At 69.9% G+C, this 26,855-nt stretch carries 26 protein-coding genes and 1 pseudogene; 17 read left to right on the forward strand and 10 right to left on the reverse strand.

Annotated elements, in window-relative coordinates; genetic code table 11:
* Positions 1-104 precede the first annotated feature (104 nt).
* The gene (locus NBY65_RS07320; RefSeq protein WP_150041974.1) at positions 105-1,007 is read right to left on the reverse strand and encodes a branched-chain amino acid aminotransferase; all 903 of its coding nucleotides are present in this window, start codon (positions 1,005-1,007) and stop codon (positions 105-107) included.
* A gap of 141 nt (positions 1,008-1,148) precedes the next feature.
* Between NBY65_RS07320 and NBY65_RS07325 the strand changes: the two genes are divergently transcribed.
* The 4 genes and pseudogenes from NBY65_RS07325 to NBY65_RS07340 form a co-directional block, all read left to right on the forward strand.
* Positions 1,149-1,682, forward strand: coding sequence for a MarR family winged helix-turn-helix transcriptional regulator (locus tag NBY65_RS07325; protein ID WP_150041973.1), 534 nt, complete (start codon positions 1,149-1,151; stop codon positions 1,680-1,682).
* 11 nt (positions 1,683-1,693) lie between these two features.
* On the forward strand, positions 1,694-2,395 hold the full coding sequence (locus NBY65_RS07330) for a response regulator transcription factor (RefSeq protein WP_150041972.1): 702 nt from the start codon (positions 1,694-1,696) through the stop codon (positions 2,393-2,395).
* Between the two features lie 3 nt (positions 2,396-2,398).
* A complete protein-coding gene (locus tag NBY65_RS07335; RefSeq protein ID WP_239002862.1) occupies positions 2,399-3,730 on the forward strand; it encodes an ATP-binding protein in 1,332 nt (443 codons plus the stop codon).
* Positions 3,731-4,161: 431 nt separating this feature from the next.
* Positions 4,162-5,706: pseudogene (locus tag NBY65_RS07340) on the forward strand (methyl-accepting chemotaxis protein); the annotation flags it as partial.
* Between the two features lie 79 nt (positions 5,707-5,785).
* Here NBY65_RS07340 and NBY65_RS07345 read toward each other — a convergent pair.
* The 5 genes from NBY65_RS07345 to NBY65_RS07365 form a co-directional block, all read right to left on the reverse strand.
* Positions 5,786-6,319 carry a phasin family protein gene (locus NBY65_RS07345; RefSeq protein ID WP_338110420.1) on the reverse strand — a complete coding sequence of 178 codons (534 nt, stop codon included), beginning with the start codon at positions 6,317-6,319 and terminating at the stop codon, positions 5,786-5,788.
* A gap of 131 nt (positions 6,320-6,450) precedes the next feature.
* On the reverse strand, positions 6,451-7,140 hold the full coding sequence (locus tag NBY65_RS07350; RefSeq protein WP_150041970.1) for a TetR family transcriptional regulator: 690 nt from the start codon (positions 7,138-7,140) through the stop codon (positions 6,451-6,453).
* A 63-nt stretch (positions 7,141-7,203) separates the two neighbouring features.
* On the reverse strand, positions 7,204-8,013 hold the full coding sequence (gene proC, locus NBY65_RS07355) for a pyrroline-5-carboxylate reductase (protein ID WP_150041969.1): 810 nt from the start codon (positions 8,011-8,013) through the stop codon (positions 7,204-7,206).
* A gap of 4 nt (positions 8,014-8,017) precedes the next feature.
* A complete protein-coding gene (locus NBY65_RS07360; protein ID WP_203330544.1) occupies positions 8,018-8,524 on the reverse strand; it encodes a type III secretion system chaperone family protein in 507 nt (168 codons plus the stop codon).
* A gap of 237 nt (positions 8,525-8,761) precedes the next feature.
* Positions 8,762-9,058, reverse strand: a complete 297-nt coding sequence (locus NBY65_RS07365; protein ID WP_150041968.1) for an accessory factor UbiK family protein — start codon at positions 9,056-9,058, stop codon at positions 8,762-8,764.
* A 245-nt stretch (positions 9,059-9,303) separates the two neighbouring features.
* Between NBY65_RS07365 and lgt the strand changes: the two genes are divergently transcribed.
* The 7 genes from lgt (at position 9,304) to NBY65_RS07400 (ending at position 15,130) form a co-directional block, all read left to right on the forward strand.
* The gene (gene lgt, locus NBY65_RS07370; RefSeq protein ID WP_150041967.1) at positions 9,304-10,113 is read left to right on the forward strand and encodes a prolipoprotein diacylglyceryl transferase; all 810 of its coding nucleotides are present in this window, start codon (positions 9,304-9,306) and stop codon (positions 10,111-10,113) included.
* Entirely contained in the window at positions 10,113-11,090 is a 978-nt protein-coding gene (locus NBY65_RS07375) for a class I SAM-dependent methyltransferase (RefSeq protein WP_150041966.1), read from the forward strand. The genes lgt and NBY65_RS07375 overlap by 1 nt, the downstream gene beginning before the upstream one ends.
* Entirely contained in the window at positions 11,087-11,863 is a 777-nt protein-coding gene (gene pgeF, locus NBY65_RS07380) for a peptidoglycan editing factor PgeF (protein WP_150041965.1), read from the forward strand. Before NBY65_RS07375 ends, pgeF begins: the two co-directional genes overlap by 4 nt.
* 67 nt (positions 11,864-11,930) lie before the next feature.
* Positions 11,931-12,812, forward strand: coding sequence for a hypothetical protein (locus NBY65_RS07385; RefSeq protein ID WP_150041964.1), 882 nt, complete (start codon positions 11,931-11,933; stop codon positions 12,810-12,812).
* Positions 12,813-12,976: 164 nt separating this feature from the next.
* On the forward strand, positions 12,977-13,909 hold the full coding sequence (locus NBY65_RS07390; protein ID WP_150041963.1) for a ribose-phosphate pyrophosphokinase: 933 nt from the start codon (positions 12,977-12,979) through the stop codon (positions 13,907-13,909).
* 31 nt (positions 13,910-13,940) lie between these two features.
* Complete coding sequence (locus NBY65_RS07395; protein ID WP_150041962.1) at positions 13,941-14,558, forward strand: glutathione S-transferase family protein; 618 nt, start codon at positions 13,941-13,943, stop codon at positions 14,556-14,558.
* Positions 14,559-14,566: 8 nt separating this feature from the next.
* Positions 14,567-15,130 (forward strand): histidine phosphatase family protein, encoded by a 564-nt coding sequence (locus tag NBY65_RS07400; protein ID WP_150041961.1) that lies wholly within the window; start codon positions 14,567-14,569, stop codon positions 15,128-15,130.
* On the opposite strand, the gene NBY65_RS07405 is transcribed toward NBY65_RS07400, so the two are convergent.
* Positions 15,102-17,633 (reverse strand): DUF2339 domain-containing protein, encoded by a 2,532-nt coding sequence (locus NBY65_RS07405; RefSeq protein WP_150041960.1) that lies wholly within the window; start codon positions 17,631-17,633, stop codon positions 15,102-15,104. The two genes, NBY65_RS07400 and NBY65_RS07405, sit on opposite strands and share 29 nt — an antisense overlap.
* A gap of 124 nt (positions 17,634-17,757) precedes the next feature.
* Here NBY65_RS07405 and NBY65_RS07410 point away from each other — a divergent pair, with 124 nt between their 5' ends.
* From NBY65_RS07410 to NBY65_RS07430, 5 genes are all read left to right on the forward strand, one after another.
* Positions 17,758-18,429: a 50S ribosomal protein L25/general stress protein Ctc gene (locus tag NBY65_RS07410; RefSeq protein WP_150041959.1), complete on the forward strand. Its 672-nt coding sequence runs from the start codon at positions 17,758-17,760 to the stop codon at positions 18,427-18,429.
* Between the two features lie 9 nt (positions 18,430-18,438).
* Complete coding sequence (gene pth, locus NBY65_RS07415; RefSeq protein ID WP_150041958.1) at positions 18,439-19,017, forward strand: aminoacyl-tRNA hydrolase; 579 nt, start codon at positions 18,439-18,441, stop codon at positions 19,015-19,017.
* Complete coding sequence (gene ychF / locus NBY65_RS07420; protein ID WP_150041957.1) at positions 19,017-20,111, forward strand: redox-regulated ATPase YchF; 1,095 nt, start codon at positions 19,017-19,019, stop codon at positions 20,109-20,111. Before pth ends, ychF begins: the two co-directional genes overlap by 1 nt.
* A gap of 31 nt (positions 20,112-20,142) precedes the next feature.
* On the forward strand, positions 20,143-21,462 hold the full coding sequence (locus tag NBY65_RS07425; protein WP_203330543.1) for a UDP-glucose dehydrogenase family protein: 1,320 nt from the start codon (positions 20,143-20,145) through the stop codon (positions 21,460-21,462).
* Positions 21,463-21,530: 68 nt separating this feature from the next.
* Positions 21,531-22,526, forward strand: a complete 996-nt coding sequence (locus NBY65_RS07430; protein WP_150041956.1) for a UDP-glucuronic acid decarboxylase family protein — start codon at positions 21,531-21,533, stop codon at positions 22,524-22,526.
* Positions 22,527-22,542: 16 nt separating this feature from the next.
* On the opposite strand, the gene NBY65_RS07435 is transcribed toward NBY65_RS07430, so the two are convergent.
* Genes NBY65_RS07435 through NBY65_RS07445 form a run of 3 tightly spaced genes read right to left on the reverse strand, consistent with a single transcriptional unit; the run spans position 22,543 to position 26,215 of the window.
* Complete coding sequence (locus tag NBY65_RS07435) at positions 22,543-23,115, reverse strand: peroxidase-related enzyme (protein ID WP_150041955.1); 573 nt, start codon at positions 23,113-23,115, stop codon at positions 22,543-22,545.
* Positions 23,116-23,168: 53 nt separating this feature from the next.
* Entirely contained in the window at positions 23,169-24,485 is a 1,317-nt protein-coding gene (locus tag NBY65_RS07440; protein WP_150041954.1) for an ABC transporter ATP-binding protein, read from the reverse strand.
* An 11-nt stretch (positions 24,486-24,496) separates the two neighbouring features.
* Positions 24,497-26,215: an ABC transporter permease gene (locus NBY65_RS07445; protein ID WP_150041953.1), complete on the reverse strand. Its 1,719-nt coding sequence runs from the start codon at positions 26,213-26,215 to the stop codon at positions 24,497-24,499.
* A gap of 135 nt (positions 26,216-26,350) precedes the next feature.
* Here NBY65_RS07445 and dut point away from each other — a divergent pair, with 135 nt between their 5' ends.
* Positions 26,351-26,818, forward strand: coding sequence for a dUTP diphosphatase (gene dut / locus NBY65_RS07450; RefSeq protein ID WP_150041952.1), 468 nt, complete (start codon positions 26,351-26,353; stop codon positions 26,816-26,818).
* Positions 26,819-26,855 lie beyond the last annotated feature (37 nt).

Below are 26,855 nucleotides of genomic sequence, written 5' to 3' on the forward strand. Positions count from 1 at the left end.
GGCAAAGCCCTTGGAACCCATTCCTTGCCGCGCAGCGCGTCGCGGGGTGCAGGGGCCTTGTGGCCCCTGCCGGGTCCAGGGCAGAGCCCTGGCCTTGCTTCCGATCAGATCGGGGCGCGCTGCTCGACCTCTTCCGGGCTCATCCGCACCAGCGCCTCGTAATCCCCGAGCAGCGTCTCGGTGATCTGGCCCGGCGTGAAGTGCAGTTCGCCGATCTGGCGCACCGGGGTCACTTCGGCGGCGGTGCCGGCCAGGAACACCTCGCTCGCCCGCTTGATCTCCTCGGGCTGGATGGCCCGCTCCACCACCGGGATCTGCCGGCGGCGCGCGATCGACATCACGGTGCGGCGGGTGATGCCGTTGAGGAAGCAATCCGGCGTCGGCGTGTGCAGTTCCCCGTCGATGGCAAAGAACACGTTGGCGCCGGTCGCCTCGGCCACCTGGCCGCGCCAGTCCAGCATCAGCGCATCATCGAAGCCTTCGGACTCGGCCTTGTGCTTGGACAGCGTGCCGATCATGTAGAGGCCGGCCGCCTTCGAGGCACTCGGCGCGGTCTGCGGATGTGGCCGGCGCCATTCGGCGATGCCCAGGCGCACGCCCTTCATCCGGTTCTCACCGAACAGGTTCGGCCAGGCCCAGGTGGCGATCGCAAGGTGGATCTTGGTCGCCTGCGCCGAGACCGAAAGCTGCTCGGAGCCACGCCATGCGATCGGGCGGACATAGGCCTCGACCTGGCCGTTCGCGGCCAGCACCTGCTTGCAGGCGGCGTCGATCTGCTCGGCGGTATAGGGAATGTCGAAGCCGAGCAACCGCCCGGACTGGATCAGGCGTTCGGTATGGGCGCGGAGCTTGAAGATGTTGCCGCCATAGGCCCTCTCCCCCTCGAACACGCCGCTGGCATAGTGCAGCCCATGCGAAAGCACGTGCAGCTTCGCGTCCCGCCACGGCACCAGAGCACCGTCATACCAGATGAAACCATCCCGGTCGTCGAAAGGAACCAGCGCCACCGCGGCTCTCCTCGCAAGATTGTTGCTCAAGTTGGCCTGACGTTATAATCGAGCTCATGATACGTCAAACGGACTGTCCTAACCGGGAGGCAACCCAGCCATGCCAGCCCAGCCATTCCGGCCCACCAAGGTCCTGCGCGCATGTCTGACCTGAAGACCCAGCCCCCCGCCCCTGCCGGCAGCAACCTGCTGTTCCTGCGCGAGGAGGAAATTCGCGCCGCCCAGGACCTGCTGTTCTTCGCCTATCGCGACTTCACCAACGCGGCCGACGTGATCCTGGACGAACTGGGACTCGGCCGTGCGCACCACCGGGCCCTGCATTTCATCGGGCGCAACCCTGGCATCCCCGTGACCGACCTGCTCGCCATCCTGCGCATCACCAAGCAGAGCCTGGCGCGCGTGCTCGGCGCCCTGGTCGCGCAGGGCTACGTGGCGCAGACCCAGGGCCGTGCCGACCGCCGCCAGCGCCTGCTCACCCTCACCACCACCGGCGAGGCGCTGGAGCGCCGGCTGTTCGAGCGCCAGCGCGAACGCGTGGTCGCCGCCTACCGCGATGCCGGGCCGCAGGCGGTGGAGGGGTTCCGGCGGGTGATGCGGGGGATCATGGACGAGGCCGCCCGCAGCTATACCGAGCGGGCCGAGCTGCCGCGGCCGCGGCTGACCCGCTCGGCCTGACGGAGACGCCGATGTCCGACGACGCGCTGATCCTGGTGGTGGACGACGATGTGCGGCTGCGCACGTTGTTGTCGCGCTACCTGACCGAGAACGGGTTTCGCGTGACCACCGCGGCCAGCGCGGCCGAGGCGCGGGAGAAGCTGCGCTTCCTGCAGCCCGACATGCTCGTGCTCGACATCATGATGCCCGGCGAGAGCGGCCTGGAGCTGACCGAGGCGCTGCGCGGCGAGGCCGCCGACATCCCGGTGCTGCTGCTGACCGCCCGCGGCACGCCGGAAGACCGCATCGCCGGCTTCGAGGCCGGCGCCGACGACTACCTGCCCAAGCCCTTCGATCCCAAGGAACTGCTGCTGCGCATCCGCGCCCGGCTGCGCCGCATCGCGCCGCCGCCCGCCCCCCCCGACGCGCCGACCGGCCCGCTGCCGCTCGGCGTGCTGGAATTCGATCCCGTCCGCTCCGAGCTGCGCGGCGCGGGCGGGCCGGTCCGCCTGACCGGCGGCGAGGCCGCGCTGCTGACGGTGCTGGCGCGCAAGCCCGGCGACGTGTTCTCCCGCGAGCAGATCGTCGCCGCGCTCAGCATGGACGAGACCGGCGAGCGCGCGATCGACGTCATGGTCACCCGGCTGCGCCGCAAGATCGAGGCCGACCCGCGCGAGCCCCGCTTCCTGCACACCGTGCGCGGCCGCGGCTACGTGCTCAAGCCCGGGCGCTGAGCGGTGCGCGTCCACATCCCCAAGGGCCACCTGGTCAAGCGCTTCCTGCCCAAGACGCTGCTGTGGCGCAGCCTGCTGATGATCCTGGTGCCGCTGGTCATCGTGCAGGCGGTGGCGCTGCAGATCTTCTACGGCACCCATCTCGACATCATCTCCCGCCGCTTCGCGCTCGCCATCTCCGGCGAGATCGCCACCACGGTCGAGCTGCTGCAGCGCTATCCCTCGCCGGAGGACCGCGTGTGGATCCTGCAGAACGCCTGGCGGCAATGGGAGATCGCGATGCGCGTCGAGCCGGGGGCAAGCCTGCCGCGCGGGCGGCGCGCCAGCCTGATCGGGCCGGTGGACGACGACCTCACCGGCTCGCTGCGCCAGCGCCTCAGTCTGCCCTTCAGCATCGACTGGGCCTCCGACCCGGTGTCGGTGCTGGTGCGCGTGCAATTGCCCGATGCGGTGCTGGACGTGCAGGCCCCGCGCAAGCGGCTGTACACCGGCACGATCTACCTGTTCTTCCTGTGGCTGGTCGGCTCGGCGGTGCTGCTGTTCATCATCGCCGCCCTGTTCATGCGCAACCAGGTGCGTGCCATCCGCCGCCTCGCGGCCGCCGCCGAGGCGTTCGGCATGGGCCGCGACATCGGGCCCATCCGGCCCGAGGGCGCCACCGAGGTCCGCCAGGCCGCCGCGGCCTTCAACCGCATGCAGGAACGCATCCGGCGTTTCCTGCAGCAGCGGACAGAAATGCTTGCGGGCGTATCGCACGACCTGCGCACGCCGCTGACCCGGCTGCGGCTGGCCCTGGCCATGTTGCCCGCGCAGGAGGAGCTGCGCGAGGACATCACCGCGATGACCGCCGATGTCGAGGAAATGGAGCGGATGGTGCGCGGCTACCTGGCCTTCGCCCGCGGCGAGGCCATCGAGCAGGCGCGCCTGATCGATCTGTCGGACCTGCTGAAGGACGTGGCGGCCGGCGCCCGCCGCAGCGGCACGGAAATCGGGCTCGACCTGCCGGGCGAGCTGACGCTGCGGCTGCGCCCCGATGCGCTGCGGCGCGCGATCACCAATCTTGTCGACAATGCCTGCCGCCATGCGCAGCGTGTCATGTTGGCGGCGACGCCGATCGGCGTGCGCAACGTGCAGGTCACGGTGGATGATGACGGGCCCGGCATTCACCCCGACCATCGTGAAGGCGCCTTCCGCCCCTTCGAAAGCGGCAAGGATGGCGGCACAGGTCTTGGGCTGACCATCGCTCGTGACATCGTGCGCGCGCATGGCGGCGACATCACGCTGGAGGACAGCCCGCTCGGTGGGCTGCGCGCGCGCATCCTTTTGCCCGTATAGACCGCTCCTTTTGCCCGTATAGACCGCCATCGGCCGGATCAACCATCAGTGCCCGGCCACATGGCGAAGCTGTGGATCATCCGTCCTGTCGGGGGTACGGGTCGGATCAACCGGCCAAAGCATTTTCGTGCCGGAAATTAATAATTCATCTTGCGCATTAATTTTAAAATAATCCGCAACATGCTTTCATAAGTATATAGATATCGAAATTAATTATGCGCTTGCACATCGAAACAAAATTCTGCGATAAATTATTTACCAACAACACAATTAGCGAAAGATTCAGCGTGGCATCTTTCTTCGAAAATTTGCCAACAAATCGCAAATTCCTGATGTCGTTCGGCGCCATCATCGGGATTGTGCTCCTTGCCAATATCATGACCTATCAGCAACTTTCCACGATCCAGGAAAGCATCGGCTGGACACTGCATACCCAGGACGTTCTGCGTCAGGCCGAGCGGATACAGGCCTCCATGACGGATCAGGAAACCGGCGTCAGGGGCTATCTGGTGTCCGCCGATCGGCGTTTCCTCGAGCCTACCGAATCCGGACGAACCGCCTACGCCACCGGCTATGCGCAGATCCGGCAACTGACTGCCGACAATCCGGCGCAGCAACAGCGGTTGCAGGAAATGAACCGCCTGGTCGAAATCTGGCAACGCGATATCGCCGAGCGCGAAATCACGCTGATGAGCCGTGCCGAGACCCAGGACGAAGCCCGCCGTCTGGAAGCCTCCGCCGCCGGCAAAGCCGCGATGGACGGCATTCGGGCGAAGTTGAATGAGATCAAACAGGTCGAGGAACAGCTTCTGGCGCAGCGCAGTGCCAGGCAGGGTGACGCGTTCTCGACCCCGCGACTCATCACCATTGGCGACACGATCATATCGATACTTGCGGCACTGGCAGCAGGCGCACTGTTGACCAAGGTGATCGCCGCCCCGCTCGCGGCCATGACCGCGGCGATGCGCCGGATGAGCGAGAACGACCTGACGGTCCCGATTCCGGGTGCTGACCGGCGTGACGAGATCGGGGCCATGGCTGGGGTGATGCAGGTGTTCCGCGACGGCCTGGCCACGGCCGGGCGGCTGGCCGCCGCGCAGGAAGCCGAACGCCAGGCCAGGGAACAGCGGGCCACGCAACTGACCCGGATCGTACGGGATTTCGAAGGGAAGGTCGCATCTTTGGTCGAGCATCTCTCCTCCGCCGCGACCGAGATGCAGGGAACCGCCACCTCAATGGCGACGACGGCGGAGCAGACCACCCGTCAGGCCACCACGGCGGCGGATGCGGCGCTGACCTCCGGCGCGGGCGTGCAGAACGTGGCCTCGGCAGCCGAGGAACTCTCGTCCTCGATCAGCGAGATCAGCCGGCAGGTCTCGCAATCCGCCCGGATCTCCGAACGCGCGGTGGCCGATGCGCGCCGCACCGACACCACCGTCCGCGCGCTGGCCGACGGCGCCGGGAAGATCGGCAAGGTGATCGACCTGATCAGCAGCATCGCCGGCCAGACCAATCTGCTCGCGCTCAACGCCACCATCGAGGCGGCACGGGCGGGGGAAGCCGGGCGCGGCTTCGCGGTCGTGGCTTCGGAAGTCAAGAATCTCGCCCAGCAGACGGCCAGGGCCACCGGCGAGATCAGCGAACAGGTGGCCGCCTTGCAGGAAACCACCAACCAGGCGGTCGAGGCCATTCGCCGCATCACCGCGACGATCGAGGAAAGCAGCGCCATCGCGACCACCATCGCCTCGGCGGTCGAGGAACAGGGCGCCGCCACATCCGAAATCGCGCGCAACGTCCAGCAGGCGGCATCCGCCGGGCAGACGGTCACGCACAACATCTCCGGCGTGAGCGAGGCGGCACAGACCAGCGGCGCGGCGGCCGTGCGGGTGCTTGGCGCCGCGGGGGACCTGTCACGACGCACGGGGGATCTGTCCAAGGAAGTGCAGGGCTTCGTCAGCGCGGTGCGTGCCGCCTGAGATCGGGTGGCCGCGCGGGGAAAGCGCCGAGAAGAGAAAGGGCCGGTCATCCCTGGGCAGGACGGCCGGCCCCGCAGGATCAGCCGGCCTTGATGCCGGCCTTCTCGACGAGGGTCTTGACCTCGTCGAGCGCTTCCGACACGCGCCGGTTCAGCAGTTCCAGCGCCTCGGTGTTCGAACGCGAGATCAGGTCCGACAGCTCGCGGGTGTTCGCCACCGCCCGCTCGTAGGAACGCTTCAGCAATTCCGTCTGCTTGGCGGCCTTGGCCTGCGGAGGCTCGCCGGCGTTGGTAAATGAGCGCACCGTCTCCGACAGTTCCGACACGGTCTGCTGGAGGATTTCCATGTGACGCTTGGCAACCGCCTGCGCCCCTTCCAGCGCGACGCGATTGGCGGCCGACAGCGTCTCAAGGTTGCGCTTGTGCGCATTCAGCAGCAATTCCAGGTCCGGCACGGCCGGGAACTTCAGTTCCGAGAAGATGCGGGTGAAGTCCTCGGCGGCGCTCTTTGCCTGTCCGAAGGCCTGGGAGAACGGAGAGTCGGCGCCCGTCTTGGTGGTTTCGTTCGCCATGGTCGGCTCCTGCTGTGCGTTGATAAGCCGCTCGGTCGCCATCGTCCCCCCGGTCGACAGCGGCCCTTCCCGCACCGTCCCGGCACGGGCCGATTCCGGTTTACGCGAGCGGAGGGGCCGACTCAATGAAGCCTCCCGTAAAAATCATGAAGCAGGAAAAGAGACGGTTTTGCTCATACCGGCGGGGAAGCGGGCGGAGGGGGTGGCGGCGGCTCCGGCGGGGGTTCCTCGGGCGGCGAGGTGGGCTGGGGCGGGGGAAAATCGGGCTCCCCGTCTGGCGGTTCGGGCGAAGGCCCGGACCGGTGGCCGCCCAGCCATCCATCGGCCTGCTCGGCCCGTGACAGCGCCGCATCCAGTGCCGCCATGGTCGCCGCGAGGTCCTGGCTGTCGTCACGCTGCCAGGCGCGCAGGGTCCACAGCCACACCCCCAGCAGCCCCTTGGTGCGCAGCAGGCCGCGCGGCCCGCTGGTGGAAATGCCGGAGGCCTCCAGCATCCAGCCCATGCTGGCCAGCACCTGCGTGCTGACCAGGAAGGCGGTGGGCGGATCGCAGGGCAGCGCCCGCAGGATCGCGAGGATGCCGGGCCGGTTGGCCTGGAAGTAATCGATCCGCCGCATCAGGTTGTCGAACAGCCGGTCGCGCCGGGAGCCTTCGCTGGCGGCCAGCGCCAGCGCCGCCTCGTCGGCCAGCCGACCGATGCGCAGCAGGATGGCGAGCCGGCTGGGGAAGCGGCGGCGGGCCCGGTCGAGCGGCAGGTCGGCATCGCGCGCGGCCTGCGCCACGCTCACGCCGGTCCAGCCACGCTCCGCGGCCAGCCGCAGGGCGCTGGCCACCAGCGCCTGATCGAATGCGGTATCATCCATGGGCTTCATTCATTCCAAGAGCGCGCTCAACGTGGACAGGGCCAGGACGTTCGGGGCGACCGTTCAGCCGCCCGACAATTCACGGGAACGTTCGGTCGCCGCGGCAATGGCCCGCGGAACCAGGGCGGGCCAGGCATCCTCGGCCATCAGCACGGCGAGCGCCCGCTCGGTGGTGCCCTTGGGGCTGGTCACCGCGCGCCGCAGCGCCGCCGCATCCTCCGGGCTCGCCGCCAGCAGCGCGCCCGACCCCGACACCGTCTGGCGGGCCATCAGCCGGGCGAGGTCGGCGGGAATGCCCTGCGCGATCGCCGCCTGCTCCAGCAGCTCGGCCAGCAGGAAGACATAGGCCGGGCCGCCCCCGGAAATGGCGGTCACCGCGTCGATCAGGGCCTCGTCGTCGATCCAGGCCACCTTGCCGATCGCCGAGAGCAGCGTGTCGGCCAGGGCGCGCTGCGCCGCCGTGACCCCGGGCCCGGCGCAGCCGACCGTGATCCCCTGCCGCACCGCGGCCGGGGTGTTCGGCATGGCGCGCACCACCGCCGCCTGCTCGCCGAGCACCGCGCGCAGCCCGGCAATGGTCCGGCCGGCCATGATCGAGATCATGACCGCCTTGCCGGCATAGCGGGCGTAGTGCGGCAGCACGGCGGCGGCGTTCTGCGGCTTGACCGCCAGCACCACCGCCGCGGGCGCGAAATCCGCCGGGATCGCGGCGGCGTCGGCCACCACCGTCACCTCCGGGCCGGGGGGGAGCGGAAGCTGCGGGTCAACCGCCACCGAGGGAGCCAGGCCGCGCTCGCGCCAGCCGGCGAGCATGGCCCCGCCCATCTTGCCGAAGCCAACCAGCAGGATGGGCGGGATCGCAGTCTTGGTCATCGCCTCAGGCTTCGCCCGCACATTCCAGCATGGCCGCGGCCAGTGCCTCGGCCGGGGACTTGCCGCCCCACAGCACGAACTGGAAGGCCGGGAAGAAGCGCTCGCATTCGGTGATGGCGATATCCACCATGTCCTCCAAACTCTCGACCGATGCCCCGGGCGCGCCGCGCAGCAGCACGGCGTGGCGGAACACCGGCATCCCGTCGTCGCTGTCCATCCCGAAATGGCCGATCCACAGCCTTTCGTTGGCCAGCGCCAGCAATTCATAAAGGGCACCGCGCCGCTTCTCCGGAACCTTCAGGTCGAAGGTGCAGGTGAAGTGCATGGCGCTGATCTCGTCGGACCAGCTGAAATAGAGCCCGTAGTCGCACCACTTGCCGGGCGCCTCGGCCGCCATCTCGGCATCGTTGCGGCGGTCGAAGGCCCAATCGTTCGCGCTGGCGATCTGTTCCAGCATGTCGAGCGGATTGGCCGATCTTTCTTCGGTGATGCTGCTCATCAGAGCTGACATGCGAGGTCTCCCAACTGGAGGAAGGCCGGTAGGCACCTGGCCACACACCGGCAACCAGGGTCAGCGGGGCGCCGTCGGGAGTCACACTGTCGTGTAACCGCCCCGCGACGGCACGAGGCTAGCCTAGAAGGGCGCGGATTCGTGCCGCAAGGGGTCAACGCGGCGACATCCGAACTTCACGTCTCACTTCATGTTGCAATGCAACAGCAATTGTTTGCAACGCGATACCGGCCCGGCTCAGGCGATCATGCCGGGACCACCCCCAACCGGAGCCTTCTTTTCCTCGAGCGCCGCAACGCGGGCTTCCAGCGCGGCCAGCCGGGACTCGGCGGCTTCCTGGCCGACGCGGGCATTCGCCGCCAGCTCCATGGCCGCATCGAGTTCCTCGCGCTTGACCAGGTCGAGCCGGCGGATCGCTTCCTCGATACGCGCGCGCACCAGCGACTCGACCTCGTCGCGCAGGCCGGTCAGCGCTGAAATGGCGCCTCCGGCCACGCCGGCCAGATCATCGAAGAAACGCGGTCGTTCGGCCATCATCATCTCCTGTCAGAATGGCGGCGGACGGCTTTCGCCCACCGCAGCCCCCCCGTATATCCTGCGCCCATGCTCCTGGACACCGCCGGCGCCAGATCCCTGGCCATGCATCCCACCGCTTCCCAGCCGCAGGTTCCCGTGACGCCGCCGCAACACCAAGGCGCAGCGGGGAACATGGGCGATCCAACCGTGTGGGAGAAGGGCAGGCCCTCGCCACTCCCCGTCATGTGGCCGGAGTGCCACTCTTGATCCCCGTCCTGCTGTTCCCCCAGTTCGACCCGGTGCTGCTCCAGGTCGGGCCACTTGCCATCCGTTGGTATGCGCTGGCCTATATCGTCAGCCTGGTGCTCGCCTGGCTGCTGGTACGCCGCCTTGCCGCCCTCGCCCCGCCGGTCGCCTCGCGCGAGCAGGTGGACGATTTCCTCACCTGGGCCACGCTGGGCGTGGTGATCGGCGGACGGCTCGGGTACGTCTTTTTCTACCAGCCCGGCCGGTTCCTGGGCGCGCCCTGGGAAATCCTGGCGCTGTGGCAGGGCGGCATGAGCTTCCACGGCGGCATGCTGGGCGTGGCGGTGGCCATCATCTGGTTCTGCCGCCGCCAGGGCATCCCCATCTTCGGGTTCGCCGACCGCATCGCCGTGGTGGCCCCGCTCGGGCTCGGGTTGGGGCGGATCGCCAATTTCATCAATGGTGAGTTGTGGGGCCGCCCGGCGCCGGACTGGCTGCCCTGGGCCATGGTGTTTCCCCATGCCGGCCCGATCCCGCGCCATCCCAGCCAGATCTACCAGGCGCTGCTGGAAGGCGCGGTGCTGCTGGCGATCATGCTGCTGCTGGCACGGCAGGAGCGGCTGCGGTCCCGGTTCGGCCTGCTCACCGGGGTGTTCCTGCTGGGCTATGCGATCGCGCGCAGCACCGGCGAATTCTTCCGCCAGCCCGACCCCTTCCTGGGCTTCCTGTATGCCGGCGCCACCATGGGCCAGTTGCTCTGCATCCCGATGGCGGTCGCCGGCATCTGGCTGATCCTCCGCGCCCGCGCGCCCGGCCGACCGGGCTGATGGAACGGCTCGACGCCTTCATGGCGCGGGCGAACGCCGCCTACTACGCCGCCCGCGACCCCTTCGCCGACTTCACCACCGCCCCGGAGATCTCCCAGGCCTTCGGCGAGGTGCTCGGGCTGTGGGCGGCGGTGACATGGCAGGCCATGGGATCCCCCGATCCGGTGATCCTGGCCGAAGCCGGCCCCGGCCGCGGCACGCTGATGGCGGACGCGCTGCGCGCCATCGCCCGCGCCGTCCCGGCCTTCCGGGCGGCGCTGCGCCTGCACCTGGTGGAGACCTCGCCGCGGCTGCGCGCGCTGCAGGCAGGGCGCCTGCCCGGGGCGGTCTGGCATGACCGCATCGCCGACCTGCCGGCCGGCCCACTGATCCTGATCGGCAACGAATTCCTCGATGCCCTGCCGATCCGCCAGTTCCTCCGCCGCGGCGCCGGCTGGGCCGAGCGCTGGGTCGCCGACGGTGCCTTCGCCGAGCGTCCGGCCGATGCCCCCGAGCCCCCCTGCCCCCCGGCCACCGAGGACGAGGTGGTGGAGATCTGCGAGCCCGCCCGTGCCCTCGCCGCCGCCCTCGGGGCGAGATTGGTCGCGCAGGGCGGCGCCGCCCTGTTCGTCGATTACGGCCCGGCCGCCTCCATGGCCGGGGACAGCCTGCAGGCGCTGCGCGACGGCGCCCCCGCGCCCCCCCTGGCTGACCCCGGCACCGCCGACCTGACCGCGCATGTCGATTTCGCCGCCCTCGCCACCCTGGCCCGCGCGGCGGGCGCGGCGGCGCAGGGGCCGGTGCCGCAGGGCCTGTTCCTGGCCCGGCTCGGCCTGCCGCAACGGGTGGAGGCGCTGGCCCGCACCCAGCCGCCCGCCGCCGCCGCCGCGCTGCTCGCCGGCACCCGCCGGCTGACCGAGCCGCACGCCATGGGCCGGCTGTTCAAGGCCCTGGCGCTCTGCCACCCTGCCCTGCCTTCCTTGCCCGGATTCGCATGAGCGACCTTCGCACCGACCCCGAGGCCCTCACCATCGACATCCTGCCGCTCCGCCACGGGTTCTTCACCCGGCGCGGCGGCGTGTCGGAGGGTCCCTTCGCCAGCCTCAACTGCAGCCTCTCGGGCCGCGACGATCCCGCCGCGGTGATGGAGAACCGTGCCCGCATCGCCGCCTCCCTCGGCGCCGCGCCGGCCGACCTGGTCGGACTGACCCAGGTGCATGGCGCGCTCGCGGTCACGGTGGAGACGCCCTGGGCGGCCGGCGCCGGCCCCAGGGCCGATGCCATGGTCACGGACCGCCCTGGCATCGTGCTGGGCATCGTCACCGCCGACTGCGCCCCGGTGCTGTTCGCCGACCCCGAGGCCGGGGTGATCGGCGCCGCCCATGCCGGCTGGCGCGGCGCGGTCGCCGGCATCCTGGAGGCCACCCTCGCCGCCATGGTCCGGCTCGGCGCCGATCCCGCCCGCTGCGTCGCCGCCATCGGGCCATGCATTGCCCAGGCGTCCTATGAAGTGGGGGCGGACCTGCGCGATGCGGTGCTGGCGGAGGATGCCACGCGCGAGCGGTTCTTCGCCGCCGGTGCCCGCCCCGGCCACTGGCAGTTCGACCTGCCGGGTTTCTGCGCGGCCCGGCTGCGCGCGGCCGGCATCGGCCGCGTGGCGGCGCTCGGCACCGACACCCAGGCCGATGCGGCGCGGTTCTTCAGCCATCGCCGCCGCACCCTCGCCGGCGGCGGCCCGATCGGGCACCAGATGTCGGCGATCGTGCTGTAGGGCCGGTTCATCATGCCGTACATAAAGATGCTGCTGATCCTGAGCCTCCTGACCGCGCTGGTGTGCTGTGTCCTGGCCTGAGCGCCTGCTCGCCGCCCTGCTGGTCGCCCTGCTGGCGGGCTGCGGCGACCTGCCGCGCCCGTTCATGGGCAATCCCGGCGCCACCGCCCGCCGGCTGGCGCAGCCGCCGCCGGCGCGGCTTGCCGTGGCGCCCCCCACCACCGCCCTGCTGTCGGACGAGGCCGGAAGCCAGCTCACCAGGAATCTGGCCGAAGCGCTGCAGGCCCAGGAAGTCCCCGCGATCGCCGAGAAGCCCGGGGACGGTGACTGGCGCCTGGTGACCACCGCCGAACTGCGCGAACAGCAGGTCGTGCCGGTCTTCACCGTGCAGAACCCCGCCGGAGAGGACCAGGGCGCTGCCCAGGGAGCGCCGGTCCCGGCCGCCGCCTGGGCCCAGGCCACGCCGGCGCTGCTGCACGAGGTGGCTACCCAGGCCGCGCCGGGCATCGGGTCCCTGCTGACCCGCATCGAGGCGGCCCGGCGCCAGAGCGATCCCAACAGCCTGGTCAACCGCCCGGCCCGGGTCTTCTTCAAGGGCGTCGCCGGCGCACCGGGGGACGGCGACACCTCGCTCGCCCGGCAGATGCGCGATCAACTGCCGCGGCTCGGCCCGGTGGTGCAGGACACGCAGGCCGGCGCCGACTACGTGCTGGATGGCCACGTCGCCGCCGTCCCCATCGCCGGCAAGATGACGCGGGTGGAGATCCAGTGGCTGATCAACGCACCCGACGGCCGCGAACTCGGCCGGGTGCTGCAACTGAATGAAGTGCCGACCGGATCGCTCGACGGCTACTGGGGCGACGTGGCGGTGGTGGTGGTGCAGGAAGCCGCCGGAGGCGTGAACGACGTGCTCATCCGGCAGTCCGGTGGGCGGACCTCCGGCGGCTGAAGGAAAGCCAGTCTGCCAGGGAGCACGGGACCGGGCCATGCGTGTATCGTCGTGACCACATGCCGGGACTGTCGCGGAAGCGTCACGCGTTTCATGGACAGCACCCCGGGCCGTTGCTAGAAGCCACGCGTGCGCCCCGGGATCGACTGTCTGGATCGGACCTCATGAAGATCGTTGCCTGCAACAGCAACCGGCCGATGGCCGAGGCAGTCGCTGCCGCCCTGAACCTGCCGCTGACCCGCGCTTCCATCCGCCGTTTCGCGGACATGGAAGTGTTCGTGGAAATCCACGAGAACATCCGCGGCGAGGACGTGTTCGTCATCCAATCGACGTCCTACCCCGCCAACGACAACCTGATGGAACTGCTGATCACGCTGGACGCGCTGCGCCGGGCCTCGGCCCGCCGCGTCACCGCGGTGGTTCCTTATTTCGGCTATGCGCGGCAGGACCGGAAATCGGGCCCGCGCACGCCGATCAGCGCCAAGCTGGTCGCCAACCTGATGACCGAGGCCGGCGCGCAGCGCGTGCTGACCATGGATCTGCATGCCGGGCAGATCCAGGGCTTCTTCGACATCCCCGTCGACAACCTGTACGCCGCCCCGCTGTTCAGCCGTGACATCCAGGAGCGCTACAAGGGCCGCAACGTGATGATCGTCTCGCCCGACGTGGGCGGCGTCGTCCGTGCGCGCGCCATCGCCACGCGACTGAATTGCGATCTGGCCATCATCGACAAGCGGCGTGAACGCGCCGGCGTGTCGGAAGTGATGAACGTGATCGGCGATGTCAGCGACCGCGACTGCATCATCGTCGACGACATCGTCGATTCCGGCGGCACGCTGTGCAACGCCGCCGCGGCGCTGATCAAGGAAGGCGCCCGGTCCGCCTCGGTCTACGTCACCCATGGCGTGCTCTCGGGCGGTGCCGTCGCGCGCATCGCCTCCTCGCCGATCGAGATGATGACGATCACCGACAGCATCCTCGCGACCGAGGCGGTGCGGCTGGCCTCCAATATCCGCCAGATCACCATCGCCCCGCTGATCGCCGAGGCAATGCGGCGCATCAGCGACGAAAGCTCGGTCAGTTCGCTGTTCGACTGATGCCGCCGGCGCGGCGGCCGAAGGGGAGACGATGAACAAACTCTACTACGCGCCGGGCGCCTGCTCGATCGGCATCCACATCCTGCTCGCCGAGATCGGCCGCCCCTTCGCGGCCGAAGCGGTCAACCTGCGCGAGCCGCCGGGGCACCGGGCGCTGACCGGGCTCAACCCGAAATCGAAGGTGCCCACGCTGGTGCGCCCGGACGGCTCGGTGCTGACCGAGTTCCCGGCGATCGCCTACTGGCTGGCCCGCAGCAATCCCGAGGCCGGCCTGCTCCCCGAGGATCTGGAAGGCCAGGCGCGCGCCCTGGAGACGATCGACTACTGCGTCGCCACGCTGCACATGCAGGGCTTCGCCCGCATCAACCGCCCCGAGCGCTTCGCCCCGAACCCGGCCGACCACGAGGCGGTCAAGGCGCAGGGGATGGAGATCTTCACCAAGGGACTCGCGGTGCTCGACCACCAGCTCGCCGGCCGCGACTTCGTCACCGGCCGCTTCTCGGTCGCCGATGCGGCGGTGTTCTACATCGAGCTCTGGGCGAGCAAACGGCTGCAACTGGCGCTGCCGCCGCATTGCACGGCGCATTTCGCCCGGCTGCAGGCCCGGCCCGCGGTCGCCGCGGTGCTCAAGACCGAGGGCTTCGCCTGAGCCCCCCGGTGCAGACGCTCGTCCCGCGGGCGTTCTGGTTCCTCCGCCACGGCGAGACCGACTGGAATGCCCAGGGGTTGTCGCAGGGCAATGTCGATATCCCGCTGAATGCCAACGGCATCGCCCAGGCGCGCGCGGCCGCGCAGGTGCTGCGCAACCGCGGCATCGCCACGGTCATGGCCTCGCCGCTGTCACGGGCCAGGGCCACCGCCGAAATCGTCGCCGAGGCGCTCGGCCTGCCGGTCACCTTCGACCCCGAGCTGAAGGAGGTCTCGTTCGGGGTGCAGGAAGGCCAGTCCATGGGCACCTGGTTCGACGACTGGGTGGAGGGCCGCTTCACGCCGGAGGGCGCGGAGAGCTTCCCGGCGCTGCGGGCGCGCGGGGTGGCGGCGGCCAACCGGGCGCTCGCCCGTCCCGCGCCGGTGCTGATCGTCTCGCATGGCGCCCTGTTCCGCGCCCTGCGCGCCGAGATGGGGCTGCCGGCGCATGTGCGCACGCCCAACGGGATTCCCTTCCTCTGCGAGCCGGGCAGCCCCTGGGTGCTCAGTCCGGTCTCGACGCCGGCGGGATGACGAAGCGGCGGTAGACCGCGCCAAGCGCGATCAGGGCGAGCCCGAGGCCGAGGAAGGACAGCACCCGCCACAGCCCGGCGAGGTCGCCCATGTCCAGCAGGAACGCCTTGCCGGTCACCAGCGCGGCGATCGCCAGCGCGGCCCGCCGCAGCCCTCGCTGTTGCCGCCGGATGCCGAGCGCCAGCAGCGCCCCGCCATAGGCGAGGCCGGCCCCGGAATAGGCCCATTGCTCCCCCTCGCCGACCGGCGGGGCCGCGAGCGCGCCGTCCGGATGGAAGGCCAGGCGGATGGCGAGCCCGATCCCCACGCCCGCCGCGAGCACCGCGTAGCCGCCGACAAGACTGGCCACGTCCCGCAGCGCCGGGCGGTGCAGCAACAGCGCGGCCAGTGCCGCCGGCAGCAGATAGCCCGCAACCAAAGCGGACCAGCCGGCCGGTGCGCCGGTGACAATCGGATTGGCAAGGATCAGCACGCCGCCCCCGGCCAGAGCCATCCCGCCCAGCACTCGCCCCGCTTCGCGCGGGACCGGCCGTTGCGCCCATCCCAGCAGCAACGCCGCCTGCAGCGCCAGCGCCGCCACCTGCCACGCGGCATCCAGGAATGTCACCCGTCCCGGCAACGCGCCGCCGGCAAGCAGGTGGTGGATCTCCAGCGCCACCAGCGCTGCGGTCAGCGCCATCGCCCCGGCTTCCAGCACGGCGACGCTGCGGTCATCCGCGCGCCGGCGCAGCATGGCCGCGGCCAGCGCGAAGCCGGCGGCCGGAACGCCATAGGCGGGGATCAGGCCATTCAGCAGCGGGGTCGTACCATAATCATAAGAGAGTACCGCGGGATTGAGCAGCAGCCGCACCAGCACCACGGCGGCGATCGCCATCGCCAGGGAACGCAACGGCGGCAGATCCGCCTTCGCCTCCACCCAGGCGAGCGGCGGCAGGAACAGCGCAATCGCCAGTGTCAGCCAGTGCGCGCGCAGCAGCATCGCGCAGCCGAGGGCCAGCGCCGCCAACACGCCGGCCGCGTACACCCCCGCCCGCTGCAGGCTGTCCTGCCGCCGCGCCCGCGCCGCGGCGGCGGCGAGCCCCCCGGCCAGCAGGCCCGCCGCCAGGGCCCAGAGCGCATCGCGCTGGAAACGGGCGACCTGCGCATAGGTTACCGCCAGCGTCAGCACCGGCATCGCCGCCGCCAGGGTCGCCCAGGGCAGCGGCCGCGCCGCCCGCGTCTCCAGCAGCAGTCCCGCGGCGGCATGGAACGCCGCCAGCAGCGCGGCGGTCAGCAACAGCGGCCGGATCACCTCGGGTGCCCAGGCTCCGGGCAGGATCGCCTGGACCACGCCCTCGATGCTGATGACCTCGCCGGTCGGCTGCCAGTCCGGCAAGGCCCAGAGCAGCAACACCAGCAATCCCAGCCCGGCGGCGAGCCAGGGCAGGCGGTCCAGGCGCGGCTCCGCCCACCCTTTCCAGACCGCGAGCGGTGAGAGCAACAGCACGCCCACGCGCGGCGCCGCCCCGCCCGCCACCGCTTCCAGCAGCAGGCCGGCCACGCCGAGCACGGCGAAGGGGATCCAGCTCAACCGCCGCCCGGCGACGTGGTCCAGCGCGGCCGCCGGCAGCAGCCCCAGATGCAGCGCCGCCGCCGCGGGCACGAACAACGCCGGCGCCCAGGCGTCCATGCCGCCGGCCTCGCCCGCCATCACCGCCACCCACAGCGCCCCCGCGATCGTCGCCGCCCAACCGAGCCAGACCCAGGCCGTGCGGCGCATCACCGCCAGGGCGGCGGCGGTAACCAGCAGCAGATACGCGAAGAGTCCCGGCAGCGAGGGCGAGGAAGTTGCCACCAGCGCCGGCGTGGCGAAGGCGCCGGTCACGCCGATCGCGGCCACCAGGGGCCCGAAGCGCAGCGCGGCCAGCAGGCCGGTGGCGGCGGCCAGCGCCATCAGCCCAAACCCAACGAGCGGCGGCAACAGCCCATAGAAGGGGCCGGCGCCGTACGCCGCCCCGAACAGCACCGCGACCCCGCCCGCGGCCAGCGCAGCGGCGGCCCCGGTTTCCGCGCGCCGCCGCAACCACCCGGCCCCGCCCAGCAGCCCCGCCCCGAGCAGCAAGGCCAGCAGGCAGCGGGCCGCCGGGCCGAGCAGGCCATTGTCCACGGCGTAGCGGATCAGGAAGACGCCGGAGAGCAGCAGCGCCGCGGCCCCCAGCCAGGTCCCCCAGCGCTGGGTCAGCAGCGCCTCGACATCACGGGCGGAACCGGGTGCGGGGGCAGCGGTGGGGATCGGGGGCGGCTGTGTCGCGACAGGCGGCGGTGGGGCCACCGGCTGCCAGGGCGCGACCTGTGGCGGGACCTGTGGCGGGGCCGGGGCCGCTGCCGTCATCAGGCCCTCGACCTGGCGCCGCAAGGCGGCCAGCCCCCGCTCGGCGCGGGCGGCGCGGATGAAACCGAGGATGCCGAGCAGCCATCCCCCGATGACGACCAGGATGACGACCAGGCCGAGAATGATCTCCATGCGATGATCGCAGACGCAGTCCTGCTCTCCGGTCAAGGGATTTGCGCCCCTGGCGCGGTGTTGCTACACCCCCGCCCGCGCCGGCACCCCTGGAGGCCGGCGCTTGCAGTTTCAGGAGCGAACCATGGCCAACTTCACGTCCATCACGGCCGAGGCGCGCGAGCGTGCAGGTAAGGGGGCAGCACGCGCGACCCGGCGGCAGGGCAAGGTGCCCGCCGTGATCTACGGTGCCCACGCGGACCCCACCCTGATCGCCCTCGACCCGCGCGCCGTGCTGCGCGAGATCTCCCAGACCGGCTGGCGCTCGCGCCTGTACGAGGTCACGGTGGACGGGCAGACCACCCGCGCGCTGATGCGCGACGTGCAGTTCCATCCGGTGACCGACCAGCCCGAGCATGTCGACTTCCAGCGCCTCGCGCCGGGCGAGAAGATCCGCGTCGCCGTCGCCGTGCAGTTCCACAACGAACTGACCTCGGTCGGCCTCAAGCGCGGCGGCGTGCTGAACGTCGTGCGCCACGCGGTCGAGTGCTACTGCGACCCGGACCACGTGCCGACGCATTTCGATGTCGACCTCGCGGCCCTCGACATCAACGACACGGTGCGCTGGTCCGACCTGAAGGGCACCGAAGGCATCAAGCCGACCATCACCGACCGCGACTTCGTGGTCGCCACGGTAGCGCCGCCGACCAAGATGGCGGAAGCCGCGCCGGCCGAGGGTGCCGCCGCTGCCGCCGCCCCGGCCGCCGCCAAGGCCGCGCCGGCGAAGGCCGCCGCCAAGCCGGCCGCCAAGAAGTAAGATATCGCCGTGCTGCTCTGGGTCGGCCTCGGCAACCCCGAGCCGGGGATGGCCCGCAACCGGCACAACATCGGCTTCATGGCGCTCGACGCCATCGCGCACCGCCACGGGTTCTCCCCGTGGCGGCAGCGCTTCCGGGGCCTGGTGTCGGAAGGGTCCATCGCGGGCGTCAAGGTCCTGGCGCTCAAGCCCATGACCTACATGAACGCATCGGGCGAGAGCGTGCAGGCCGCCTCCGCCTTCTACAAGCTGGCACCCGGCGACATCACCGCCTTCCATGACGAGCTCGACCTCGTGCCGGGCAAAATGCGGGTCAAGCGCGCCGGTGGCGCGGCCGGGCATAATGGCCTGCGCAGCATGGACCGCATGCTCGGCTCCAATGATTACTGGCGCGTGCGGCTGGGCATCGGGCACCCCGGCAGCAAGGACCGCGTCACCGGCCACGTGCTCGGCGATTTCGCCAAGGCCGAGCAGCCGTTGCTCACGGCCATGCTTGACGCCGTGGCCGACGCCGCGCCACTGCTGGCAGCCGGCAAGCCCGAGGACTTCATGACCCGCGTGGCACTGCTGACCGAGGATGTACGATAATGGGCTTCAACTGCGGCATCGTCGGCCTGCCGAATGTCGGTAAGAGCACCCTGTTCAACGCTCTGACCGCGACCGCCGCGGCGCAGGCGGCGAACTATCCCTTCTGCACGATCGAGCCGAATGTCGGCCGCGTCGCCGTGCCGGATGCGCGGATGGACGCGCTGGCGGTCATCGGCAAGTCGGTCAAGGTGGTGCCGACCAGCCTGGAATTCGTCGACATCGCCGGGCTGGTGCGCGGCGCCAGCCGCGGCGAAGGGCTCGGCAACCAGTTCCTTGCGAATATCCGCGAGGTGGACGCCATCATCCACGTGCTGCGCTGCTTCGAGGACGGCGACGTGACGCATGTGGAAGGCAGCGTCGATCCGATCCGCGATGCCGAGACGGTGGAAACCGAGCTGATGCTCGCCGACCTCGACAGCCTGGAGAAGCGCCTGCCCAACCTGCAGAAGCGCGCCCGCGGCGGCGACAAGGAAAGCGCCGCCCAGGCCGCCCTGATCGAGCCGATCGTGGCGGCGCTGCAGGCCGGCCGGCCGGCCCGCACCGCGATCGCCCCGGCCGACGCCGAGGCGGCGAAGCGCCTGCAACTGATGACCTCCAAGCCCGTGCTCTATGTCTGCAACGTCGAGGAAGCCTCCGCCGCCACCGGCAACGCCCATTCCGCCCGCGTGGCCGAGCGCGCCGTCAGCGAAGGCGCGCGCATGGTGGTGGTCTCGGCGGCGATCGAGGCGGAAGTGAGCCAGTTGCCCGAGTCGGATCGCGGCGAATTCCTCGAAGGTCTCGGCCTGCACGATTCCGGGCTCGATCGGGTGATCCGCGCCGGCTACGACCTGCTCGGGCTGATCACCTATTTCACCGTCGGGCCCAAGGAAACCCGGGCCTGGACCATCGTGCGCGGTACCAAGGCGCCACAGGCGGCGGCCGTCATTCATAACGACTTCGAACGAGGCTTTATCGCCTGTGAGACGATCGCCTATGATGACTATGTCACCTACAAGGGTGACGTCGGTGCGCGGGATGCTGGAAAGATGCGCGTCGAAGGGAAAGACTACGTCGTGCGGGACGGTGATGTGTTGCTGTTCCGTTTCAACGTCTGACGGCTGAACAAACAGCGGGGACAGCAGCTTTATGCGGATCGCAATGATCGGGGGCGGCTATGTCGGACTGGTGTCCGGCGCATGCTTCGCCGAATTCGGCAACGACGTTGCCGTGGTCGAAGCCGATCCGGCCAAGCTGGCGGCCCTGCAGGAAGGCCGCATCCCGATCTTCGAGCCGGGCCTCGATCGTCTGGTCACCGAGAACGTGGCTGCCGGTCGCCTGTCCTTCGGCAGCGATATCGCCGCGGCCGTCGCGGACGCGGAAGCGGTGTTCATCGCGGTCGGCACCCCCTCGCGCCGCGGCGACGGCCATGCCGATCTCAGCTACGTCTATGCCGCCGCCGAGCAGGTGGCACGGGCGCTGCGCGGTTATACCGTCATCGTGACGAAATCGACCGTGCCGGTCGGCACCGGGCGGCGCATCGCCCAGATCGTCCGCGACACCCGGCCGGACCTGGAATTCGACGTCGCCTCCAATCCGGAATTCCTGCGCGAAGGCAGCGCCATCGGCGATTTCATGCGGCCCGACCGCGTGGTGATCGGCACCGAGAGCGAGCGCGCCCGCGAGGTGATGCGCCGGCTGTATCGCCCGCTGTTCCTGATCGAGGCGCCGATCCTGTTCACCGGCCTCGAGACGGCGGAACTCACCAAGTACGCCGCCAATTCCTTCCTGGCGATGAAGATCACCTTCATCAACGAGATCGCGGACCTGTGCGAGCGGGTCGGCGCCGACGTGCACGATGTCGCCCGCGGCATCGGGCTCGACGGGCGCATCGGCCGCAAGTTCCTCCATCCCGGCCCGGGCTTCGGCGGATCCTGCTTCCCCAAGGACACGCTGGCGCTGGTGCGCATCGCCCAGGATGCCGGGGCCGCCGCCCGCCTGGTGGAAACCGTGGTCGCCGTGAACGATGCCCGCAAGGCCGGCATGGCCATGCGGGTGATCGCCGCCTGCGGCGGCAACATCCGTGGCCGCACCATCGCCGTGCTCGGGCTGACCTTCAAGCCCGAGACCGACGACATGCGCGACAGCCCGTCGATTCCGATCGTCGCCCGCCTGGTCGAGGACGGGGCCACGGTGCGCGCCTTCGACCCCGAGGGCACCGAACAGGCCCGGCCATTGCTGCCCGGGGCTGTCCAGTACTGCCAGGACGCGATCGATGCCGCCACCGGAGCGGACGCGCTGGTGGTCGTGACCGAATGGAACGAGTTCCGCAACCTCGCCCCGGCCAAGCTGCGCGCCGCCATGCGCGGCAACGTGGTGGTGGATCTGCGCAACGTCTACGACCCCGTGGCGATGCGGGCTGAAGGATTCGTCTACCATTCCATCGGCCGCCCCTCCACGGCCGAGTAATCCCATAGGGAACTTTCCTCCCCGCGGTGTGTCTTGCCTGGACGACGGCAGGCCCGCGGGGAAGGAGAATGGTGAGAAAACGGATTCTCGTCACCGGCGGCGCGGGATTCCTGGGCTCGCATCTCTGTGACAGGCTGATCGAGGACGGCCACGACGTTCTCGCGGTCGACAACTACTTCACCGGACGCCGCGACAACATCGCCCATCTCATCGGCGAGCCAGGCTTCGAGGCCTTGCGCCACGATGTCTGCTTCCCGCTGCATGTCGAAGTCGACGAGATCTACAACCTCGCCTGCCCGGCCTCCCCGGTGCACTATCAGTTCGATCCGGTGCAGACCACCAAGACCAGCGTCATGGGCGCCATCAACATGCTCGGGCTGGCGCGGCGCACCCGGGCGCGCGTGCTGCAGGCCAGCACCTCGGAGGTCTACGGCGACCCCACGTCCCACCCGCAGGCCGAGGACTACCACGGCAACGTCAATCCGATCGGGCCGCGCGCCTGCTACGACGAAGGCAAGCGCTGCGCCGAGACACTGTTCTTCGACTATCGCCGCCAGCACGCGCTGCGGGTGAAGGTGGTGCGGATCTTCAACACCTACGGCCCGCGCATGCATCCCGATGACGGCCGCGTGGTCTCCAACTTCATCGTCCAGGCGCTGCAGGGCCGCGACATCACCATTCATGGCGATGGCCGGCAGACGCGCGCCTTCTGTTACGTGGACGACCTCGTCGACGGTCTCGTGCGCATGATGGCGAGCCCGGAGGCGGTCACCGGGCCGATCAACCTGGGCAACCCGGTCGAGATCCCGGTGCGCGACCTGGCGGACCACATCGTGGCGATGACCGGTTCACGCTCCCGGCTGGTGTTCCGGCCCCTGCCCGTGGACGACCCGGTGCAGCGTTGCCCGGATATCCGGCGCGCCCGCGAGACACTGGGCTGGGAGCCACGAATCGTCCTGGCCGAGGGCCTGGCGCGGACCATCACCTATTTCGACCGGCTGCTCACGGCCCATGCCCCGGCCCCCCGCAAGCGTCGCCCCCGGCTGGCAGCGACCGGGAACTGACGCCAGGGCGCCGCCCCTATCGGTCGGCGGCGTGGTATTCGTGGTTCGGCATCATGTCGGTCGCCGCCGCCATCCGGTTGGACAGGTTGAAGAACGCCGCCGTCTCGGCGATGTCGAAGATGTCCTCGTTGGAAAAGCCGAGCGCCCGCAATCCCTCGCGGTCGGCCTCGTTCACCTCGTGCAGCGCCGTGGTCAGCTTGTGGGCGAAATCCAGCATCGCCCGCTGGCGCGGCGGCAGCTTCGCCACCCGGTAGTTGAACGCCATCATCTCGCCGAGTTCGGGATCGCCCGACAGGCGGCGCACCGCCGCCCCGTGCGCGACCAGGCAGTAATAGCAACGATTGGCGCTCGACACGACCACGGCGATCATCTCGCGCTCGAGCTTCGACAGCCCGGACGGCGCCAGCATGATCTCGTTGTACATCTGCATGAAATGCCGCAGCCGCTGCGGCTTCAGGCTGTAGGCGGCGTAGACGTTCGGCACGAAGCCGAGCTTCTCCACGCATTTCCCCCAGATCGCCTGCAGGTCATCGTCCAGCGTCGCCGGATCGGGCACGCCGAGGGCGGAGATGTGGTCGGGTTGCGGCACGTTGCGTCTCCCTGCGGTCCGGGCGGCTGATCCGCCGCCTCGGGATTGATGGGTCAGGCCTCGGTGTCGATGTCCTCCAGGCTGAACTGCTGGGCTTCCTCGTCGAAGCTGTACAGTTCGGCGTAGCGTCCCCAGGAGATCGCCGCATGCAGCGTCTCGTCCGCGTAATCGGGCGACATGTGGTCTTCCAGCTCGTCGCGGAAGCGCATGGCCGAGGCACGGTGGTTCCAGCGTTCGTCCACCGTGCGCCGGATCGCCGCCGCCAGCGGCACATGCGTGCGCAGTGCCTGGGCGAACAGTTTCTTGCGCTCGTCGATATCGCCCTGCACGAAGCGCCGCCCGGCCTCGGTCAGCTTGATGTCGCCTTCCTCGATCTCGGCGAAGCGCAGCATCTGCAGCGTCTCGCCCAGCGGCAGCAATTCGTCGAACTCGAGCTGCAAATGCGCGGCCAGCGCCGGCAGGTCGGCGCGTCCCTCGTAGGGTCGGTCCGTCAGCGTCTCCAGCAGGCCGGCCAGCAGGTTGGTCGAGACATGGTGCAGCGGCGTGGCGAAGCCGGTGTCCGGCGCGGCCGGGACCGCGGGGGCCGGGGCCGGGGCCCGCCGGGTCATGGTCGCGTAGATCTCGTCCACCAACTGGCGGAAGGCCGGGTCGAGGCGGTTGCGCGGATGCGGGAACGGCACCCGGATCTCCTTCGACACCCGCCCGGGATTGGAGGAGAACACCAGGATGCGGTCGCACAGCAGCACCGCTTCCTCGATGTTGTGGGTCACCATCAGGATCGACTTCACCGGCAGCCGTCGTTCCACCCACAGGTCGACCAGGTCGGTGCGCAGCGTCTCGGCCGTCAGCACGTCAAGCGCGCTGAACGCCTCGTCCATCAGCAGCAGATCGGGATGCACCACCAACGCCCGCGCCAGACCCACGCGCTGGCGCATGCCGCCGGACAGCTCCTTGGGATAGGCGCTCTCGTAGCCACCCAGGCCGATCAGGTCGATCGCCGCCTCGGCGCGCTCCTCCCGTTCGGCCCGCGGCAGCCCCTGGGCCTGCAGGCCAAGCTCCACGTTCTCCTGCACGGTCAGCCAGGGAAACAGGGCGAAGCTCTGGAACACCATGGCCACCCCCGGCGCCGGGCCATGCAGGGGCCGGCCCTGCCAGATGACCTCCCCCGCGGTCGGCAGCAGCAGGCCGGAGACGATGCGCAGCAAGGTCGACTTGCCCGATCCGGACCGCCCGAGCAGGCCGACGATCTCGCCTTCGTGCAGCGTTATGTCGACGCCGTCGAGCACCACCAGATCGGCGCTGCTGTCCTTGGTGTAGGCCTGCCGGCAGGCACGAACCTGCAGCAGCGGGGTGGCGAGGGTCGCGTCCATCGGGATCTCCTTCACCCCAGGGCCCGGCGGCTGGCATAGGCATGCAGCGGGCGCCAGAAGAAACGGTTGAACAGCACCACGAACAACGACATCACCACCACCCCCAGCACGATGCGGTGGAAGTCCCCGGCATCGGTCGCCGCCGCGATGTAGGCGCCGAGCCCGTGCGCGGCCAGCTTCGTGTCGCCCCAGGACGCCACCTCCGCCACGATCGCAGCGTTCCAGGATCCGCCCGAGGCGGCGATCGCCCCGGTCACGTAGTACGGCATGATCCCCGGCAGCATGACCCGGCGCCACCACAGCCAGCCGCCGATGCGCAGGTTGCTCGCGGCTTCCTGCAGATCGCCGGGGAAGGCGGCGGCGCCGGCGACCACGTTGAACAGGATGTACCACTGTGTCCCCAGCACCATCAGCGGCGTCAGGAACACGTCCACGTTCAGGTCGAAGTGGACGATGATCAGCACGAAAGGCGGGAACAGCAGGTTGGCCGGAAAGGCGGCGAGAAACTGGGCCAGTGGCTGGGCCCGCCGCGCCCAGGCAGGCCGCAGGCCCAGCCAGACGCCCACCGGCACCCAGATCACCGAGGCCAGCACCATCATCACCATCACCCGCAGCAGGGTCAGGCAACCGAGCAGGAGCGTTTCCAGCAGATCGCCCCAACTCAGCTCCGCCGCCACGTATGCGGCGACCTTCGCCACGGCCAGCGCCACCGCCAGTCCGACCACGCCCGCGAACACGGCATCGCCCAGGCGCGCCGGTGCCGCCCGGGACGCCGCCGCCGGCGGCCGCCCCAGCCGCAGCCCTGTCACCATGCCGAACAGGGTGCCAAGCGCCTCGCTGGCAAGGCGCAGCACCGTGGTGCGGCGCGCCAACTTCAGCGGCCAGGGATCCCCCGCGGTGGCGCCGGCGATCGTTTCAACGCGGAACTTCGCCGACCAGGCCGTCAGCGGGCGGAACAGCAACTGGTCATAGACCAGGATCACCACCAGCATGGCCGCGATCGCCCAGAACACGGCACCGATGTCACGCTGTTCCAGCGCCGCCGCGACATAGGAGCCGATGCCCGGCAACTTCCAGGTCTGGTTGCCCAGCGTGATCGCCTCCGAGGCCACCACGAAGAACCAGCCGGCCGACATCGACAGCATGGCATTCCACACCAGGCCGGGCATGGCAAAAGGCACTTCCAGCCGCCAGAACCGCTGCCACGCGGTCAATCGGTACATGCGCGTCGCCTCGTCCAGGTCCGGCGGCACCGTGGTCAGCGACTGGTAGAAGCTGAACGCCATGTTCCATGCCTGGCTGGTGAAGATCGCGAAGATCGCCGCCAGCTCCAGCCCCAGCACCCGGCCGGGGAACAGGCTCATGAAGAAAATGACGGTAAAGGACAGGAAGCCCAGGATCGGCACCGACTGCAGGATGTCGAGCACCGGGATCATGATCCGCTCGGCCCGGCGGCTCTTGGCCGCGAGCGGAGCGAACAGGAACGTGAACACCACCGAAAAGAACAGCGCGATGAACATGCGCACCGTGGTGCGCAGCGCGTAGCCCGGCAGGACGCCCGGGTCGAGGTCGATCGGCGTGGCTTCCAGCGCCTGCAGCGGCACCAGCGAGCCGCGCGCGGCACTCCCGACCGCGACGATCACGCCCACCACGCAGAGCAGGGCGGCGATGTCCCAGACATTCGGCAGGCGTCGGAGCGATAGCGCGGCCGAGGTGATGGTGCGGGGCATCGGCGCATCCGATCGGTAAATGGAAAGGATCGGGCCGCCCCTTAGCGCAACCGCCGTGCTCCCGCCACCCGGCCAATGGTGTCGCTTCGATGACGCCGGTGTGCGAGACAGGCCCGGACTGACAAGGCTGCCGACATGACCCAACCGCCCTCGCCCGCCATCCGCTTCCTGCGCCTGGACGGCAACACCGACCTGCCGATCCCCACCTACGCAACGGCCGGCGCCGCGGGCTTCGACCTGCGCGCGGCCGTGCCCGCGGGGGAGCCCACCGTTCTGCTGCCCGGCCAGCGCCTGCTGGTGCCAGTCGGATTCGCGGTGGCCTTGCCACCCGGCCTCGAGATGCAGGTGCGGCCACGCTCCGGGCTGGCCGTGAACCACGGCGTGACCGTGCTCAACAGCCCCGGAACGGTGGATTGCGACTATCGCGGGCCGCTGGCGGTCTGCCTGATCAACCTCGGGTCCGAACCGTTCCCGATCCGGCGCGGCGACCGCATCGCCCAGGCGATCATCGCACCGGCACCGCAATATCCGCTGGTCGAGGCGGAAAGCCTCGATGCGACGGAACGGGGCGAGGGCGGCTTTGGCTCGACCGGGCTGAGCTGAATCGCGGGGCGCTGCCCCGCCCCCGCCAGGAGGCTTT

It is taken from the genome of Rhodovastum atsumiense (assembly GCF_937425535.1).
GTDB lineage: Bacteria > Pseudomonadota > Alphaproteobacteria > Acetobacterales > Acetobacteraceae > Rhodovastum > Rhodovastum atsumiense.